At 59.3% G+C, this 17,949-nt stretch carries 14 protein-coding genes and 1 pseudogene; 7 read left to right on the top strand and 8 right to left on the bottom strand.

Features of this window, described 5'->3' with window-relative positions; translation table 11 throughout:
- Nucleotides 1-19: 19 nt before the first annotated feature.
- Nucleotides 20-1,639: an ABC transporter substrate-binding protein gene (locus tag FJ970_RS10530; RefSeq protein WP_227792083.1), complete on the bottom strand. Its 1,620-nt coding sequence runs from the start codon at nt 1,637-1,639 to the stop codon at nt 20-22.
- A 362-nt stretch (nt 1,640-2,001) separates the two neighbouring features.
- Here FJ970_RS10530 and FJ970_RS10525 point away from each other — a divergent pair, with 362 nt between their 5' ends.
- From FJ970_RS10525 to FJ970_RS10515, 3 genes are all read left to right on the top strand, one after another.
- Nucleotides 2,002-2,886: an SMP-30/gluconolactonase/LRE family protein gene (locus tag FJ970_RS10525; RefSeq protein WP_140758595.1), complete on the top strand. Its 885-nt coding sequence runs from the start codon at nt 2,002-2,004 to the stop codon at nt 2,884-2,886.
- Nucleotides 2,887-2,948: 62 nt separating this feature from the next.
- A complete protein-coding gene (locus FJ970_RS10520) occupies nt 2,949-4,406 on the top strand; it encodes an FAD-binding oxidoreductase (RefSeq protein ID WP_140758581.1) in 1,458 nt (485 codons plus the stop codon).
- Nucleotides 4,407-4,425: 19 nt separating this feature from the next.
- A complete protein-coding gene (locus FJ970_RS10515; RefSeq protein WP_140758582.1) occupies nt 4,426-5,970 on the top strand; it encodes an acetolactate synthase large subunit in 1,545 nt (514 codons plus the stop codon).
- 168 nt (nt 5,971-6,138) lie between these two features.
- On the opposite strand, the gene FJ970_RS10510 is transcribed toward FJ970_RS10515, so the two are convergent.
- Nucleotides 6,139-7,788, bottom strand: coding sequence for a recombinase family protein (locus FJ970_RS10510; RefSeq protein ID WP_140758583.1), 1,650 nt, complete (start codon nt 7,786-7,788; stop codon nt 6,139-6,141).
- Nucleotides 7,789-8,292: 504 nt separating this feature from the next.
- On the bottom strand, nt 8,293-9,003 hold the full coding sequence (locus FJ970_RS10505; protein ID WP_227792080.1) for a hypothetical protein: 711 nt from the start codon (nt 9,001-9,003) through the stop codon (nt 8,293-8,295).
- 203 nt (nt 9,004-9,206) lie between these two features.
- Here FJ970_RS10505 and FJ970_RS10500 point away from each other — a divergent pair, with 203 nt between their 5' ends.
- Entirely contained in the window at nt 9,207-9,437 is a 231-nt protein-coding gene (locus FJ970_RS10500) for a transcriptional regulator (RefSeq protein WP_140758597.1), read from the top strand.
- A gap of 160 nt (nt 9,438-9,597) precedes the next feature.
- Here the strand turns inward: FJ970_RS10500 and FJ970_RS10495 are convergent.
- The 5 genes and pseudogenes from FJ970_RS10495 to FJ970_RS33875 all read right to left on the bottom strand — a co-directional run bounded on the left by FJ970_RS10495 (nt 9,598) and on the right by FJ970_RS33875 (nt 13,322).
- Nucleotides 9,598-10,948: pseudogene (locus FJ970_RS10495) on the bottom strand (IS5 family transposase).
- A gap of 364 nt (nt 10,949-11,312) precedes the next feature.
- Nucleotides 11,313-11,453, bottom strand: a complete 141-nt coding sequence (locus FJ970_RS10490) for a multidrug transporter (RefSeq protein ID WP_140765921.1) — start codon at nt 11,451-11,453, stop codon at nt 11,313-11,315.
- Between the two features lie 37 nt (nt 11,454-11,490).
- Nucleotides 11,491-12,081, bottom strand: a complete 591-nt coding sequence (locus FJ970_RS10485) for a toll/interleukin-1 receptor domain-containing protein (protein WP_140765919.1) — start codon at nt 12,079-12,081, stop codon at nt 11,491-11,493.
- 3 nt (nt 12,082-12,084) lie between these two features.
- Nucleotides 12,085-12,774: a hypothetical protein gene (locus FJ970_RS10480; RefSeq protein ID WP_210243090.1), complete on the bottom strand. Its 690-nt coding sequence runs from the start codon at nt 12,772-12,774 to the stop codon at nt 12,085-12,087.
- Nucleotides 12,771-13,322 (bottom strand): TIR domain-containing protein, encoded by a 552-nt coding sequence (locus FJ970_RS33875; RefSeq protein WP_140765917.1) that lies wholly within the window; start codon nt 13,320-13,322, stop codon nt 12,771-12,773. The genes FJ970_RS10480 and FJ970_RS33875 overlap by 4 nt, the downstream gene beginning before the upstream one ends.
- Before the next feature lie 1,216 nt (nt 13,323-14,538).
- Here FJ970_RS33875 and tnpA point away from each other — a divergent pair.
- From tnpA to tnpC, 3 genes are all read left to right on the top strand, one after another.
- On the top strand, nt 14,539-15,435 hold the full coding sequence (gene tnpA / locus FJ970_RS10470) for an IS66-like element accessory protein TnpA (protein ID WP_227792079.1): 897 nt from the start codon (nt 14,539-14,541) through the stop codon (nt 15,433-15,435).
- On the top strand, nt 15,435-15,785 hold the full coding sequence (gene tnpB, locus FJ970_RS10465) for an IS66 family insertion sequence element accessory protein TnpB (RefSeq protein WP_210243092.1): 351 nt from the start codon (nt 15,435-15,437) through the stop codon (nt 15,783-15,785). The genes tnpA and tnpB overlap by 1 nt, the downstream gene beginning before the upstream one ends.
- A 72-nt stretch (nt 15,786-15,857) precedes the next feature.
- Nucleotides 15,858-17,390, top strand: a complete 1,533-nt coding sequence (gene tnpC, locus FJ970_RS10460; protein WP_140765927.1) for an IS66 family transposase — start codon at nt 15,858-15,860, stop codon at nt 17,388-17,390.
- The last annotated feature ends 559 nt before the right edge of the window (nt 17,391-17,949 follow it).

Genomic DNA, 17,949 nt, shown 5'->3' with positions numbered 1-17,949 from the left:
GCCACTCCGCGGCTCGGCGTTATTTCTTGATGCTCAGGTCCTGCAACGGCAGCACCGACGTGACGCTGTACTTCATGCCTTGCACCTTGCTGCTGTAGGCAAGCACCGTGTCCGGCCCGACCAACGGGACGATCACGCGATCCTTGATCATCTCCAGCGCGATCTCGTTGTAAAGCTTGTCGCGCGCCTCGGTGGGCGATGCGACCGCTTTGTCCAGCAACTCCTTCTCCTTCAGGTTGACGACGCCCTGCACCCGCTCCGCTCCAGAACGCTTCAGCCAGCGCGTGCCCGGGATCATTCCGAATGTCTTCACATACTGGTCGGTGCCGTAATAGTCGGGCGCGTAGAAGGACGCCGTAAGCGACGTTCCATCGCCTTTGACCGTGTCCAGCCAGACGGGGAAGGTAACCGGCTTCAGTTGGAGCCGGATGTTGACCTTGGCCAGGTCCTGCTGGACAAGTTGCATTAAGGTCGACATGTCGACACCATAGTAATTCTCGTTCGGGAACACCGACTCCATGTCGAACCCGTCCGCCAGTCCCGCTTCCTTGAGAAGGGCCTTTGCCTTCTCCACATCATGGACGGGCATCGGCAGACCGTCGGTTCCCGGGAAACCGTTCGGAATCGCCACCGGCACCATCTTGCCGGCGCCGCCGATGGTAAAGTCGATAATGCCCTGATAGTCGAGCGCATAGGCGATTGCCTGGCGGACCTTTGCGTCCATCGGCACCTTGTTGGATTTCGCTCCCGGGCTGATCGCCATGTAGATGAAATTGTACGACGGAACAGTCTCCACGGTAACGCCAGGCGCGTTGATTGTCTTGGCGGTGTCGGGTGCGATCTGCATGGCGATATCGACATCGCCACTCTGCAGCACCTGCGCCTGGGCAACCGAGTCCTTCGTCTGTTTGATGACAATCTCATCGATGGCAGCGGGCTTGTCCCAATAGGCCGCGTTGCGCTTGAACCGCAGTTCATCATTTGGGCTGTAGGATTCCAGAGCGTAGGGACCACTCCCGGCGGAATTGGCGAGGAACCAGGGCTCGGCGGAGTCGGTGGCGGCATCGTCCTTGCCGGCCTTGGCGCCATGCTCGATGGCGATTTTGCTGTTCACGATGCCTGCGTAGGGCGCAATCACCTTTCCCAGAAATTCGGAGTCGGGCTGGGTGAGCTTGACGACCACCGTGTGCGCATCCGGCGTCTCGATCGACTTCACCGCTTCGAACAGCCAGGCCATGCCACCCTGCAAATTGGTCAGCCGATCCCACGACCACTTCACATCCTTGGCCTCGACCGGCGATCCATCGGCGAAGACAGCCTTCGGATTCAGGTGAAACGTGAATTCCGTGTTGTCACCGTTGACGTCCCACTTCTGCGCCAAGGCCGGATTGATGGTCTTGTTGTCGTCGCCCAGGCGCACGAGCGTCTCATAGATTGCATAGAGGAAGATATTGCAGGTGTCGCAGGAGGTTCGCGCCGGGTCGAGCGAATTGACGGCCAGGTTGCGCGCGATGATCAACGGCTTCTCCTGCGCCGACACGGCGCCAAACGAGGAGGCCAGCATTACAGCCACCGTGGTTGAAAGGAGGCCGGCCCGGATTGCGCGCCTGGTGCTGGGCATATCAGCTGTCTTGATCATTGCTCATTCCCCTTGTTGTCCGCCTGATTCAGCTCAGAGCGCTTAATTTGATATATCATAAATGCCAATCGTGAATGGCTGTCAATCTCTTTTTTTGGCCGATAGGCACACGACCTCCACCCCGAGCGTTTCGCAATGAAACCCCTCCTTGTCGGGCAATTTCTAGCATCAACCCCTGATTTCTGGCTCCGCCGAGTCCACCCGCCACGGGGTGGTTTCGTCCAAAATCCCGTCGAAAAATTCCCCTCTCCAAGAAATATGGCCGCCGCAGCCAAGATCAGCAGTCGACAATATCAACAATTTTGCTATATCAAATTTTGACATCGCATCGGACGCCGACTGTCTTGGAGTGCAAGGTGGAGATAGAAGTGCCCATAACAACCAATCCGTTCGAGACCTGCATCGATTTCGGGCTCGAGATTGGTGAGAGCCCGGTGTGGGATCCCGTTCGTTCCATCCTCTGGTTCGTCGACATCCTGCGTCCGGCCATCTACAGCCTTGACCCAATCTCCGGCGTCATCGCGGACTACAGGATGCCATGCGAGGTCGGCAGCATTGGCATGGCCAATGCAGGCCTTATCGTCGTGGCCTTGCGCAGCGGCATCCATCTCTTCGATCCGGCAACGCAGCGTCTGGACTTTCTGGTGCATCCAGAGCCCGAAATGACCATGAACCGTCTCAACGACGGGAAGGTCGGACCGGATGGCTGTTTCTGGGTCGGCAGCATGCATGATGCGGTGCCAAGGGCGCTTTCCGGCGCTCTTCATCGCATCACGCCTGATGGACGAAGCAGGAAGGTCCTCGATGGGCTTTACGTCTCAAACGGACTGGCCTGGAGCCCGGATGGACGGACCATGTATCACGCGGACTCCCGTGGGCCGTTCATCCAGGCGTTCGATTTCGACGCCACGACCGGGGCCATTTCAAACGGTCGCATGATTGCCCTTCTCGACGAGATGAGGGGCCTGCCGGACGGCGCGGCCGTCGATCAGGAGGGAACATACTGGAGCGCCGGCGTCTCGGCGGGACGGCTCAATAGAATAACGCCTGATGGTTTCATGCTCGACCCGGTGGAGGTGCCGCTCGATGCCCCCACCATGCCCTGCTTTGGCGGAAGCGATCTGCGAACCCTTTTTGTGACGTCTCTCTCCACGATCACATCCGACAAGACCAGCAGCGGCTCGCTGATAAGCTTCAGGGTGACCGTGCCTGGAACACCTGTCGGACAGTTCGGCTCGCCCGGCTGATGCGCATCGACTTCGCCGGCGCGCACACGCACTCCAATCCCAACGGAAACAGCGGAACGAGAATGTCAGCAATCGAGATCGAACGCCATGTTGCGGAACTACGCGCCGTCCTTGGCGACAATGGCGTGCTGACCGGCACCGACATGGTCCCCTATGAAGCCGGCGCCCGGTTCGACCAGGGAAAATCAGCCTTTGTCATGCGTCCGGCGACGACGCAGCAAGCTGCTGCCGCGATCTCCTATTGCGTGCAAGAGAGAGTCCATATCGTGCCGCAGGCGGGAAACACCGGAGTGGTCGCGGCATCAACACCCGATGCCAGCGGCCGGCAGGCGGTTCTGAGTATCGATCGGATGAACCGGAAATTCGAACTTGACCTCGACAACCGATCCGTTCGTGCCGATGCGGGAATGCGGCTGTCCGAACTCAATGCGCGATTGGAACCACACGGGCTCTTTTTCCCCATCGATCTCGGTGCCGATCCGGGGCTGGGCGGCATGCTGGCGACCAACACCGGAGGCGCACGCTTCCTGAGATTTGGCGATGTCCGCAAGAATACGTTGGGCATAACGGTCGTGCTGGCGGACGAACACGGAACTGTCCTCGACCTGAATTCCGACCTGCGCAAGAACAACACCGGTGTCGACTGGAAGCACTTGTTCATCGGCACGTCGGGGGCTTTCGGTCTGATCACCGAATGCGTTCTCAATCTGGAGCGGCTGCCCCGCCAGACGGCGGCAGCACTGCTGGTGCCGAGGAATCCGGCCAAAGTCATGCCGCTGCTCAATGCCATGGAAGCCCGGCTCGGCGCCTACCTGACAGCCTTCGAAGGCATGTCGGGTAATGCGATCGCAGCGACCTTGGCTCACATCCCGTCGCTGAGAAACCCGTTCCAGGGCGGCCTGATACCCAATCATGTCATTCTTGCCGAGATCACGCGCAGCTGGGAACCACGCCAGGGCGAGCAGCCTCTCCCCGAGGCACTCGAAAACGTGCTCGCTGAAATCTGGGAAAGCGAGGATGGTCTGCTCGAGGATGCAATCTTCGGGCCACCACATGAGATCTGGTCGCTGCGGCATGCGCTTTCCGAAGGGGTCAAGCATCTGGGCAAGCTTGTCGCCTTTGATCTTTCGTTCCGCCGCGGGCAACTAATGGCGTTCTGCGAACGAATGGCGATCGAAATCCCGCAGAAATTCCCAGACGTTTCGATCTACGATTTCGGCCATATCGGCGATGGCGGCGTGCATTTCAATCTGGTCGCGTCGAAGGACGGCACAAGTGCCGCCGACAGCACATTCGAAAGACGCGTCCGCGACTGGGTGGTGGATATCGTCGTCAACGACTTCGGCGGCAGCTTCAGCGCCGAGCACGCAATCGGCCGCAAGAACCAAGCCTACTACGATGCCTACACCCCACAGAAATTGAAGGATCTTGCTTCGGCCCTCAAGGCGGTCACGTCACCTGGAGGGATCGGCGTAGCGCGCTATCAGGGAGCCCAGCCAGCCTCTGAGGTGACATCTTGAGAGATCGAACGGAAAAATCATGAACGGTGCCGAGAGCCTGGTCAGAACCTTGCTGGCGTGCGGGGTGGACACATGTTTCGCCAATCCGGGAACCAGCGAAATGCACTTTGTTGCAGCGCTGGACCGGATTGCCGGTATGCGCTGCGTGCTTGGCCTGTTCGAAGGCGTGGTGACGGGCGCCGCGGACGGCTATGCACGAATGACCGGCAAGCCAGCAGCCACCTTGCTGCATTGCGGCCCGGGCCTGGCAAACGGTCTCGCCAACCTTCACAACGCACGACGCGCGAACACTCCAATCGTCAACCTGGTCGGCGATCAGGCGACCTATCACCGCCCGATCGACGCACCGCTGACGGCCGATACCGAAGGCTGGTCGCGTCCGGTTTCGCGATGGGTCAGAACATCGGCGAGTTCGCACACCGTTGGAGAAGATGCCGCGGCCGCCGTCGAAGCCTCGCTGCAAAGTCCGGGCGGCATAGCTACCCTCATATTGCCGTCGGATGCCTGCTGGAACCCGGGCAGTATCGTGGGGTTGCCCCGCCCTGCCTCCAGCGCCCCGCAAGTGAGCCCTGACACCGTGGTGACGGCGACGCGCCTGCTGCGTTCCGGTCGGCAGGCGGCGATCATTCTTGGTGGCATGGCATTGCAGGCGCCTCAGCTTGAACTGGCAAGCAGAATCGCCGCCGCAACGAGGGCAAGGCTTTATGCCCCCGTTTCAAATGCCCGCATCGAACGCGGCGAAGGGAGATATCCGGTCACACGACTGCCCTACTCCATAGACCAGGCCGTGAAGGTGCTATCAGACGTTTCAAACGTCATCCTGGTGGGCGCAACCCGACCCGTGGCTTTCTTTGCCTATCCGGACAAGCCTGCTTCAGCCGAGCCAAGAGAGGCGGTAGTTCATGTCCTCGCTCGACCGGAACAGGATCTGAACGATGCGCTTTCGCGGCTTGCGGACGAACTGGGCGCTGCGGATCATGCGATCTCTCCCGCCGCCAGAGAAAAGCTATCGCCCCCGACCGGGACGGTTACCTCGCAGGCGGTCGCACAAGCGCTGAGCGCCCTTTTACCCGAGCAAAGCGTCATCGTGGATGAGAGCGTCAGCTTCGGTCGAGATTTCTTCTCCGGCACAAAGGGTGCAGCCCAGCACGACTGGCTGCAGCTTACGGGCGGCGCGATCGGTGCGGGTATTCCGCTCGCGACGGGAGCGGCCATCGGCGCGCCAGGCCGAAGGACCGTAAACCTGCAAGCGGATGGGTCCGCACTCTATTCCGCACAAGGCCTGTGGACACAGGCGCGCGAAAAACTGGACGTCACGACGATCATTCTTTCAAACCGGAAGTACGCAATTCTCCTCGGCGAGTTTGCAAATGTCGGCGCCAATCCGGGGCGCGTCGCGCTGGACATGATGAGCCTAGAGAACCCATCGATCAGCTGGATCGATCTGGCAAAAGGCTACGGCGTCGAAGCGGCACAAGCGGCTACGATGGAGCGTTTCGCGGAATTGCTGACGATGTCATTTCGACGCAAGGGGCCATTCCTTATCGAACTGGTTGTTCCCTGATCACATAGGCTAGCAACCGAGTTGAGCGCATGCCTATCGGGGGTATAGTCAATGTCCTGGCTTCAAGCCCGACACATCGACAGTCGCCACAGGGACCCTACTTCACTCGAAATGCTGACGGTTAAGAACATATCGACATCCACCGTCGCACAGCCATGCTGCTTTTTCTCAGCAGCGAAGCCGGAACTGATGGTTTGGTGAGTGGGGGGAAAGGCGGTAGCGCTCTCCCGCTACCATCAATACAGCGTTGGGCGCCTCTCCTGGATTGCGGTTTGCCAGATTGAGGAGCTCCGCCAACGCACCGTGAACCTTGAGCTCAACCCGCCCCCTACCCTCCGTCGGAATGACATCGATCCTCGCAACCAGTGAGCGGACAATCCTTGCTGCCTCATGACGCTCGCTTTCGTCTGATTGTAGCACTTGCTGAAGTTCTGACACCTTCCGGCGATAAGCCTCGACCGCCGCCGGGTGAAACTCCACGATGCTTTCAGCGGCTGCCATGGCCTGAAGCTCTCGCGCTAGACTTTCCTTCTCGCTCTCGAGGTCTAGCAACTTCGATCTCATGCTGGCCGTCGAGACACCGTCGGCAATGGCATCGACGATATTGGCGATCTGCCTGTCGATGCCGATGAGCCGCTTCTCAGCTTCCTTATTCCGTTGGCGGTTCATCGCATTCAGCCGCTTTTGCTCGGCGTGATATTCGGCAAGGAAGCCCGCAATGGCATCTGGCGCCAGCAATCGCCGCTGGACGCCAGCAAGCACACGCTTTTCGAGGTCGCCAACACGGATCGTCCTGCTGTTGACGCAGGTGCCTTTCTCACGATGCGCGGCACAGGCCAGTTGGTCTTGATTCTTCACCGTATAGGAAGCGCCACAGCAGCCGCAGCGCACAAGCCCTGAGAACATATGTTTCGGCCGTCGGCGATGATGGAGTTTCGCACCCCCATATAGCTTCTTGCGAGCTTGGGCTGCTTCCCACAACGCATCGTCCACGATGCGCAGATGCGACACCTCCATGACCTGCCACGCTTCGGGCGGGTTCGGTCGCGAGATGCGCTTCCCCGTCTCTGGATCTTTGACCATCTTGATACGGTTGAAAACAAGCAGACCGATATAGATTTCGTTGTACAGGAAGCCACTTCTTCGCTTCAGATTTCCATTGATCGTCGAGGCGCCCCAAGCGCCACCAAAGGGCGATGGGATGCATTCTTTGTTAAGGTCAGCAGCTATTGCACGCGCTGATCGACCAACCGCAAACTCCTGAAAGATTCTACGCACGACCTGCGCTTGAATCTCATCGATCTCGCGCAGGCCGCGGATCGGTTCGCCGTGTTTGTCGAGCTTTTTGAGGACGCGATAGCCATAGGAAAGGCCACCAGCCGCATAGCCGTTCAATATTCGTCCGCTCTGGCCGCGCCTGATCTTAACCGCGAGATCACGCAGGAATAGCGCGTTCATCGTTCCCTTGAGGCCGACATGCAGTTCGTCGACTGCTCCCTCGGACAAGGTGACGAGCTTGACGCCTGCGAAGCGCAGCCGTTTGAAGAGACCAGCCACGTCCTCCTGGTCGCGTGAGAGGCGATCAAGCGCCTCGGCAAGAACGATCTCAAACTGTCCGCTCTGAGCATCATTCAGGAGCCGCTGAATGTCTGGTCGACGGACGATGCTAGAACCAGATATGGCAGCATCGGTATAGGTCCCAACGACAGTCCACCTCTCTTTAAATGAGTGTTCTCGGCAAAGGCGCAGTTGGTCCTCGATGGACGCTTCGCGTTGGTTGTCGGACGAATAGCGAGCGTACAGCGCAACGCGAGTCATGGACCATTCCACTTCGTTTGTTTGCGACACGGGTCATGGCGGCAGATCCTCTCTGCTGTTCCCAAGAGGGTTGTCATCAGGCCCCCTGCCCTCTCCCTCTCGGCGGCCCGGCCGATTGTCGTTGGCCGCCTGGCCCGCCTCGAATGCCTCCCGCGCCAGTTGCCGACCGACCAACCGTGCGATATCCAGCACCAGCCGATCCAGCTTGGCCGACGCCAGAAGTTCGGGGCAAACCTCGGGGCTAACGAGGTCGCCGTTGTCGTTCGCCGGAGCCAAAGCCTGTCGCCCGGTCCGAGTTTCCTCTGCCATCGCGGTCGCTCTCCCAATGGTGGATCGACCCGCCATCAGAGCTCACCGGACGGCGAAGAAAAGCGCGCAGTTCATATCGTAGGGTCACGGCGTGCAATGACTTGCGCCATGCGGTTTCGCCTCAATCGTCAAGGTCGGGTTGCAGGCGACAAGTGGTGAGGGTCACAAGACCGCTTCATCGCCACGGTACTCCACCTAACCTTCCGCTTTCAGCGCCGCGACCAGCTTGACTGCGGACTCCCAATGCTTGGCAACATCGCTCCGCGTCCTTTCCCGGCTCCGGCGACCAACCGGCAAACCTCCCGCGATGGCCTTTAAGTCTCGCAGTACCGAAGCTATGTGCGGCCACGGGAAGTCGGTCGGGTCGCCGATATCTCGATCAGCACCGACGACCATTTCTAATTTAGCGATGACGCCGATGAGCGACGTAGCCGCGACTTCGGGGATAGAATCTTGAAGCTTCAGTGCTTCGGTCATCGCAAAGACTTCGGCCTCCCGCGCAACCGCATACTCATGTGGATCACCAAGAGCCCGCACCGTTTGGTTTTGAACTCGGGTCCGTAAATCTGTGGTCAATCCCTGAATTCCGGGATTGACCATGACTTGGCTCTCCAGCCGCTGCTGCACACGGCATAGCAGCATCGAGATGTACCGAGCCCTTCGCCAATCGCTCACGAGCAGAAGTGCGGGATCGCGTAGGGCTGCCGGATGCAATTCTGGCTCGTTGTGGCTTGCGGCGAGAATAGTCGGCATTTTCGCAGCCGCCACAGCAGGATCGGCTGATGGGTCGGACTCGCTCCGAATTTCCGTTTCTGCTGGCGATTCGTCGATCGCACTCGCCGATCTTACAGCACCCGTCTTGCGCGCGACGAAGGGCAAAGTCATGGTATTGTCGGAATCAGCCATGGATCCGAGCTCCCAACAGCTTGGCTGTGGTGAAGCCGGGTTGCGTGCAAGCGCACGTTGCCCGGCCATATTCGTGCAACAGCCGATATCAGCAAGGACTTGGGTCGTTGCAAGCGGCTGAAGCGGCCAGTCTACCGTTACCGATTAACAGATCCGAGATCGCTTTGCAATCACATGATACGAAAGATATCACCGGCACTCAAATGCGAGCCGCGCGCGCATTGGTTCGTTGGAGCGCGAAGGATCTGGCCGAAGCTGCTAGCGTGGGCGTGGCGACTGTAAGACGTGCCGAGGCCGATGACGGCATTCCGCCAACTACCTTAGCTAATCGAAAAGCGATCCGCAGCGCGTTGGAAGCCGCAGGCATTGAGTTCATTGCCGAGAATGGCGGCGGCCCAGGCGTAAGGCTTTCCCGTCGATTAAACGGCGGATAGAGCTCAGCAGCGCGTTTGGTAATCCGGCGCCGCCGGAGCTGCCTCGAATGCGGCTGGCGGAACCCCACGGTGATCGCTCTGTAAGAACTTGCTTAGGCGTTAGGAGTAAGTCAGTTGGAACTCGTCAAGCTATCTTGTCGTCCGTGAACAATGAAGTGGGTCAGGCTGCGCTGGATCTGGGGCGGCTTTGGAGTGCTGTGATGAGAAGCCACAAAAGCAGCCTGAACCATTTGATCAGGAGCGAGAAGTTGTAGCCGGCGGCGGCGAGGATGGCGTTGATGGCGTCGCCCTGTTCGCCGGCGAGGTAGTTGCGGCCCATGCGGTGCTCGGCCTTGATGTGGCCGATGACGGGTTCGACTGCCGATCGCCTGCGCATCTGACGCTTGATGGCAGGTGTGACGCGGCGCTTCTGGCCGGCGGTGAAGACCCTGAGCTTGTGGCTTTCAGGTGCGTTGTGGCCGCGATATCCGGCGTCGGCGAGGATGCGGCCGATTTCGTTGCCGATGGTCTTTTCCATGTCGGGGATAACGGTCGCGAGCGTATGGCCGTCATAGGGATTGCCGGGCAGTGCCTTAGCGTGCAGGGCGAACTGGCCGCCCTTCGAGCGTTCGAGCGTCGTGGCGATCGAGACCTTGACGCCGAACTCGTAAGGGGCATGCGCCTTGCCCTTGCCGATGCACTCGACCTCATGGGCGTGCAGGCTGTAGATTTTGCGGCCGCGCTGGCGCTGACGTTGCTCCAGAACCGCCGAGGCCTGGTAGAGCGGCCACTTGAAGCTCGCCTCGAGGTCCGTTTGGCCGGTGATCCGGCGGGAGATGTCGCGAATGGTGCGGCCGAGATAGGTCTTGAGCTTGCGCAGCGCCTTGTTGGCCCGTTTGAACTGCTTGGCGTGCGCGTAGCGCTGGTGCTTGATCAGCGCCAGCTTGCCGACCCGCACGTAGGTCTGGCGCAAATCGAGCCCCGCCTTCTTCGCCAGCCGCACCAGCCGCTCGCTCGCGCGCCCGATTGACGAGCTTGGCGTCGGTGGGGAACATCACGTTCTTCGGCTGCACGGTCGTGTCGACGATCACCCGGCGCGTATCGGCCGGCTTCATCGCTCCGCTCTTGACCGCCACCGCCAGGCTTTCTTGCAGGAGCGCCGTGATCGGCTCCTCGCCCATGCGCTGGCGCCAGCGCGTCATCGATGAGCGCTCGAAGGAGAGCTCGTGGCGGAAGAACTCTTCACCGCACAGATACTGGAAGTAGGGGTTCTCCACCCAGCGGGCGCACAGCTCCTCGTCCGACAAGTCGAAAGTGTGCTTCAGGATCGCAAGGCCCGCCATCAGTCGCGTCGGCAAGGGCGGCATGCCAGGACCGTCCGAATAGACCGCGCCGAAACGCTCCTCCAGCACCGGCCAGTCGATCGCCTGCGCCAGCCGCACCAACTCGTGCTTCATGTTGATGATCTGATCGAGCCTGGAGCGGAACAGGTCCTGCTCTCCCGTCTCGCGCTTCTCGCGTGGCCTGGACATTCGCCGTCCCCTCGATTCGCCCGCCAAAACGAGTGAATCACGCATCGGCGCACAAGGGAATCGTCAAATCGAATTGCAAGAAAACGGCCACCAGACACCGCAAATGTTGCAACGCTATTCCCGCATTCCTCACCGATTAGGAAACCAGATCAAAGCCTTGCGGATAGTTCACCGGCGACTATCTTGGCGGAGGCCGCGCGAGCCATTGAGGCGGCGCCGGAGCGAGCGAGCGGCTGCTTCGAGCCTGGTACCGGCCATCCAGGTCTACTTTGCGATCGCCTAAAAGCGGGCGTTGCCGGCGACCAAGCGGCAGAACGTGAATTCGGGTCGGCGTGCGGTAGGCCGCCGATAGAGAATACAAATTCTATTTCTTTTTCTTGGGTGGCACCACCGTCACCCTTTCCTTCTCTGTCGTCCTCGGATGCTTCTTTGCATACTCTTCGGTCGTAATTCTTCCCGATTCAGAGTCACGGAATATCGTCTTCTTCTCAGGCTTCTTGACCATTTTTCTCTCCTTAGTTTTGGTAGCCAACGTCGGGCGGTTAGCCGATCGATGCTTTAAGCCAGCTTTTGAATTCTCTGACGCTCGTTACCGTGGGATTTGGAGGATGAGCTAGATATCTCTCCGGGGCGGATCCGCGATACAAAAACAAACTCGCTGCGGAAAGATTTTCTAACGAAGGATATAGGCCAACAAACTCTTGACCCGTAAAGGATTCATCTGCCGATTTTCCGATCGGCAAAATAGCGATGTGCCCATTCGATCCATCAAAGAAGCCCAACTCCCACGGCATCCATTTTGAGCCAGGTGAATTATTCGAATGTGCATAAAGAAGCGACTTTGACTGCCTCATTCGTACCCGCAGCTTTTCAGCGGTATCTGAATTAACCTTCGTCCTCTCCAAATCGTTGTCTACAATCCAGTCCACATAAACGACCAAGTCTTGCCGCTCCAAAAAACGTTTGACCCCCAAGATAACCTGCTTGTCTTTGATGGAGTGAGATAGGAAAACGTCAAAGGAATTGACATTGTTCGTCGCTGCGATTTCTTCGGCCAATTCAACTGAAGCGGTCTTCGAAATCGCCTTTGGCCGCCCCAATGTACGGAAGAAATCTTCGGTGTAGAGCGCCATAGTTCAATCCTTCAACACAAGTTCATGCATCTTCGAGCGATAGCGAATGAGAGACTGGTTGACGCGCTCCATGTCCTTCTTAAGGTCAGCAAATTTTGGGAATTTCTCCTGTATCGCCTGAGGATCAAGCACCTCTGGCCCTTTTCCCTCGTCGTACTTTTTCAGTTCGCGATCGTACCAATGGCGAAATCTCGCCTGCCACTGGGTCAAATGGGGTCGGAGCCCCCCGTTCAGGACTTCAATTGAGAGTTTTATGATTGCTTGCGTGCTTGAGCGCTTCACCTGATTCGCAGGAATGCTCTTGATGAGTTCGCGGGTAACCGTGAAGAAATTGAACCAGGAGTCGTATATCTCCGAGACAATGTCATTGTCGAAATCGATTGGAAGCCCGATCTTTCTCGTGCTGAGTTCGACCCACACGGCGTATGCGACTTGCTTATCAGTAATGTTAGGCTTGAAGCGAAACCGGCCTGTGCCAACTCCGATTTCAGCCTGGTCGATCTCAAAATTCTTAAAACTCAGCCCACCCGTGTACAGGCGCCACGCAGCCAACAGAATCCCGAATAGCGCGACAATGATGAGCAAATAGGCGCTAGCGGTGAGCGTCAGTGACCAATTAGCCTGATCCCAGAGCAGCGTTAGTAGTGGGCTCGTGGGCTGTGCCGCGGGCGGAGTAGGAACTTGAACGTTCATATCCACCGCGTGCAGTTGCGGTTGTAGGAGTACCGGTCGCGAGAGTTCACTATATACTGGGCGTGAGTGGAGCGGCGCTGATAGGCGGCCTCAATGTGGGCAACGAGCTGGTCGGTGTTCGTGGGGTAGCTAATCCACCGAGCAAAACACTCATCCCTTCCGAGGAGGTTAGCTTCGAGACGATCAGGAAACGAAGTGCCCTCGCGAAAGCTTGGCAGTTTTATAGCCAGCAGTCCGTTCGGCACAATATTTCTATCTTGGCGAAGGGAGGCTTGGATTTCCCAATCCACATATCTGCGCGACCAAGTGCAATTCCCCAGCATCACAAGCGTGACCGACGATCCCCGTAGATACACCTCACGAATTCGCCGCATTACATAGTCGGTGTCGTTGCTATCTACGATATCGGCCGCCATCCCCTCGACCAATCCCAGCCCTCTACCCGTAAATGCGCCCTGCTCGTGGTGGAATGTACGAACGAACGCGCTGACCTCGTCTTGGTTATCGTGATGATAGGAGACAAAACACTTTCGGGTAACTAGCGGCATATTCCCCCCTAGAGAAAATAGACGCGCATTCTTTAGAGCGACACGGAAATTTGTAAATAGAAGCCTAAGGCCATCTAGGCTTATCCCACCAATATTTTTGCTCGGTCACATAGGCTGGCGCAGTGGGCTGATCGGTGCATCGAGAGCGGGGTGGGTCATGGTCAGGCTCCTTGTTGAAGAAGCCCGTGATGCTCTGCCGCTGCCGAACCACCCTCAATGCGAGCGCGACGCCCGACTCGTGATCTCTACCTCACCCCACACGCCCATCCCGCGCGCCTGAGGAACTCGCCCTCTTTTACGTCGCGTGTTTTTCGCATGTGCTCTTCAACGCCGAAGAGCAGTGGATGGCGCGCCGGACGTTGCGGTTTCATGGCAGGCCTTGGCTGGCGAACAGAGCCTTCCTTGACGGTTCTCTTTCGTCGAGGCTTTGGGGTCGACGACGTTAGCTCGATCAGTTCGTCCGGTGCCTCCGGCAGTGGCGGCAAGTCTACCGGGAGCCCGAGCAATTTACGCGTCCAATATCCCGACCCAGGATAGCGAACCTGATGCCGCTTACATATCGATGCCAGCACCGTGCCGGAAATTCCGAACTCTGGAGCGATTTTGCTGAGAGGCGTCTCACAGACTCGATTGTAAAGCTCAAGGCGTGTCAGTTGCACGGCGAAAAGTTCTCAGTTCGATCGCGGTCGATATCGCACTGCCAGCAGCGGCTGGTGATGCACATCGCTCGTCATCCGCCTATCAGCGGTTTGGGTAGCTTTTAAGACAGCGTGGCGCCGGCGTGTCCATTCATAGTAACCGGTCCAACGTTCGCACTTTGGGCACTCGACGTCGCAGACTGCCGTTCAAAGATGCCTTGTCGACAAGGGCGTAGGCTGCCCTCATGACAACACGGCAGCCATCTAGGGCTAGTCTCACGGCGGTGCGGAACCACTTCCAAATATCCGTGGACAATCGCAATCGCCGATTGAGAAGCACATTGTAAATTGTTGAGCCAACACAATTGCTTAACATTGAAGCGCACTTTGCGACAAAGGCTCACAATGTGCCGAGGACGCTAAAAATACTAGCAAAAACAATCGACCGACGGCCGCACAATGTGCGCCCTTTTATCTTGCCATCGGTCTTCGGTCGGTAAGCGTCCGGTCCCTGCACCCAGATTGAGTAGTGCATTCGCGCCATATGTCGGGCTCCTTCGTAGCATGGAGGATCTCCGGTGAATTTGAGACATTTCGAGAACAAGGCGCGGCAATCCTGGTGGGTGGTTCACGTCGAGGCGTGGCAGCGCAGCGGTATGACGCGGACCGAGTATTGCCGCGTGCATCGCCTGACGAAGGACACGCTCGATCGTTGGCTGAAGTACTTCGCGGGCAACGAGGCGGCTCGTAAGCATGCGGAATATCAGGCAGAATTGCGCCGTCAGAAGCGCCTGGAAGAGCGAGCGAAGCGGCAGAAAAAGCGCGCTCGGCTGCGCTTTTCGGTGACCACGGATGTGCGCAACCGTGCTGTCCAGGCGTACTGGGCGATGCATGTCGAGGCGATGAACTGGAGCGGCATGGGTGTTCGCGAATATGCCGCGGCGCTGCATCTTTCGCCGACGAGCTTGCGCATATGGCGTGACCGACTGGATGAGGGTGAGGTCGAAATCGACTGGCGGGCGCATCTTCATCCCTCCGCCCGCCCGGCCGTTAGCACTAGTGCTAACGGAACGCCGCCGGAATCGAGCTTGACGGCCGCGTCGAACGATGATCCGGGCACGCCCCGGCAACCTGCCCGACGCTTCTTCAGCGATGAGGAAAAGCACGCCATTGCGCTGGAGAGCGATCGGCCAGGTGTCAGCGTCTCGCAGGTCGCGCGAAAGCACGGAATCGTCACGGGGCTGTTGTTCCGTTGGCGCGCGCAGTTCGGCGTAGCGCAGAAGAAGCGCGCGAAGCTGGCGGCTGTGGCGATGGGCGATGACACCGCGGCGGTGCGCCTTCTGCAGAGCCTGGTACAGCCGCCTGATGGAATGACGGCGATTGATCTGCCTGACGGCCGCCGCGTCTTCGCCGCTACCGGAAGCGATCCGGATGCAGTTCGCGAGCATCTTGAAAGCGAAGGAACAGGAACATAATGATCGTTCCCGCGGGCGTGAAAGTGCATCTGGCGCTGGGCTACACCGATATGAGGAAGGGTCTCGACGGGCTCGCCATGCTGGTGCAGCAAGCGCTGAAGCAGGACCCGTTCTCGGGCCATCTTTTTGCCTTCCGGGGTAAGAAGGCGTCGATGCTGAAGATCCTGTTCTGGGACGGAAACGGCCTGTGCCTGTTCACCAAGCGGCTTGATCAGGGCAGCTTCGCGTGGCCGGTGATGGCGAGCTATGATGGTTCGATCACGCTGACGCCGGCGCAGCTTGCAATGCTGATCGAAGGCATCGACTGGCGCGCTCCCGAGCGTGTCTGGAGGCCAGCCCTGGCCGGCTGAAATCGGCTCGCCGATAGTCCCAAAAAGGCCCGGAATCCTTGGGTTCCTGGGCTGTTTGTGATAGATTCGGTCATGTTGATCGATCTCGCGAATCTGCCTTCCGACCCGCAGCTTTTGCAGCGTCTCGTGCGCGACATGGCGGCTGCGGTCGAGAGCCGCGACGGCGAGATCGAGCGGCTTCAGTCGATCATCAAAAAGCTCCAGCGAGCGCAGTTCGGCCGCAGTTCCGAGCAGCTTGATCCCGACCAGCTCGCGCTCGCGCTGGAAGAGCTCGATGCCGATGTTGCTCGCATCCGGGAGAGCCGTCCGTTCGCAGGCAAGCTGTCGGCCGAGCGGCAATCCCATCGCAAGTCGCTGCCCGATCATCTGCCGCGCGAGGACGTCCTGCTCGATGTCGGCAGCACAGTCTGCACGGGCTGCGGCGGCGCGCTGCATCCCATCGGCGAGAGCGTGAGCGAGATGCTGGACTGGGTGCCAGCGCAGCTTCGTGTGATCAGGACAACGCGACCAAAATATGCCTGCCGGACCTGCGAGACGGTCGTGCAAGTGCCAGCTCCGGAGCGGCTGATCGCCGGCGGCATGGCAACGCCGGCGCTGCTGGCGCAGGTGCTGACAGCCAAATATTGCGACCATACCCCGCTCTATCGGCAGTCGCAGATCTTCGCACGCAGTGGTGTCGATCTTCCGCGTTCGACACTCGCCGGATGGGTTGGCGGCGCCTGCTGGTGGCTCGAAGCCCTGCATGAGCGGCTTGCCAAAAGCGTGTTCGCTTCCAATCATCTGTTTGCCGACGACACGCCGGTTCCGGTGCTTGATCCGGGCCGCGGCCGCACCAAGACCGGCAGGCTGTGGGTATACGCCCGTGAGCAGCGGCCATGGGGCGGACCGGGGCCGCCGGCTGCGGTCTATCTGTTCGCGCCGGACCGCAAGGCCGAACGTCCAGCCTCGCATCTCGAGCACTTCAAGGGCGTGCTCCATGTCGATGGCTATGCCGGCTTCGAGCAGCTCACCGTCAAGGGAGACATCGTTCTTGCTGCCTGTTGGGCGCACACCCGGCGCAAGTTCTACGACGTGGCGCAGGCCACCAACGCACCGATCGCGATCGAAGCTTTGCGCCGGATCGGCGAACTCTATGCCGTCGAAGCCGACGTTCGCGGTCAGTCGCCGGCGCATCGGTTTGCATCTCGGCGCAGCCGTTCGAAACCAATTGTCGACGCCATGCGGGTCTGGCTCGAAGCGCAGCTTCCACTGTTGTCGGGACGAAGCACACTCGCCGTAGCGGTCCGCTACGCGCTCTCGCGCTGGGACGGCCTGACCCGCTTCCTGCACGACGGTCGCATCGAGCTCGACACCAACCCGGTCGAGCGCGCGATCCGTCCGGTCAGTCTCGGCCGCAAGAACCACCTCTTCGCGGGCAGCGACGGCGGTGGTCATCGGTGGGCGGTGCTGTGTTCGCTGATCGAAACCTGCAAGCTCAATGACGTCGAGCCCTGCGCCTGGCTGCGCGATGTGCTCACCCGCATGGTCGATGGACACCCAGTCAACCGCCTCGACGAACTCCTGCCGTGGAACTGGACACCCAAAGGGTCGGCCGACGCCACCTGAGCAAAACCAGGCTCTCGCCAATTGGCAAAGCTTGAACAAAGGCCAATAGCGATCGTCGTATGTTGTAACGATCGTGCTCGATGGCCCATAATTGCAATATGACGAGGATGAAGAGATGACACAGTCTTCCCGAGGCGGGGCAGATGCTGAACTGCTTGCCGAGGCCATTGCCGCGCTTCGTGAACTCACGTCACGCGCGAGAGAGACCCACGACCGGTCGTTCGACGATGGCCATTCCGCCGATTCATGGCAGAGCGATGAGCTCCAAGCAGCGATAGAGCGAGCAGAGGCAGTGATCGCGAAATCGGAGCCTCCTAAAGAGTAGCGAACCGCGTCGACGTGCTGCTTCCCCGAGCCGCCAAATCCAGGATTCCTGTCAAGATCTGACCCGATGTGCAGCGTCCGGACGCTTACTTCGGTCGTATTCCGTGACCCTCGCTCGACAGCACCAAACCTCGCTTTGTCACGCGGTTATGTCCGGCTGCCCCCTGCTGCGCGAGGAACTACGAAAGGGAGCAGATCGCTTCTAGAGCGTCCCGCCGATGCTCACCGAGAGCGC

Origin of the sequence: Mesorhizobium sp. B2-1-8 (genome assembly GCF_006442545.2) — a bacterium.
Lineage (GTDB): Bacteria > Pseudomonadota > Alphaproteobacteria > Rhizobiales > Rhizobiaceae > Mesorhizobium.
This window is presented reverse-complemented; position numbering and strand designations above follow the sequence as displayed.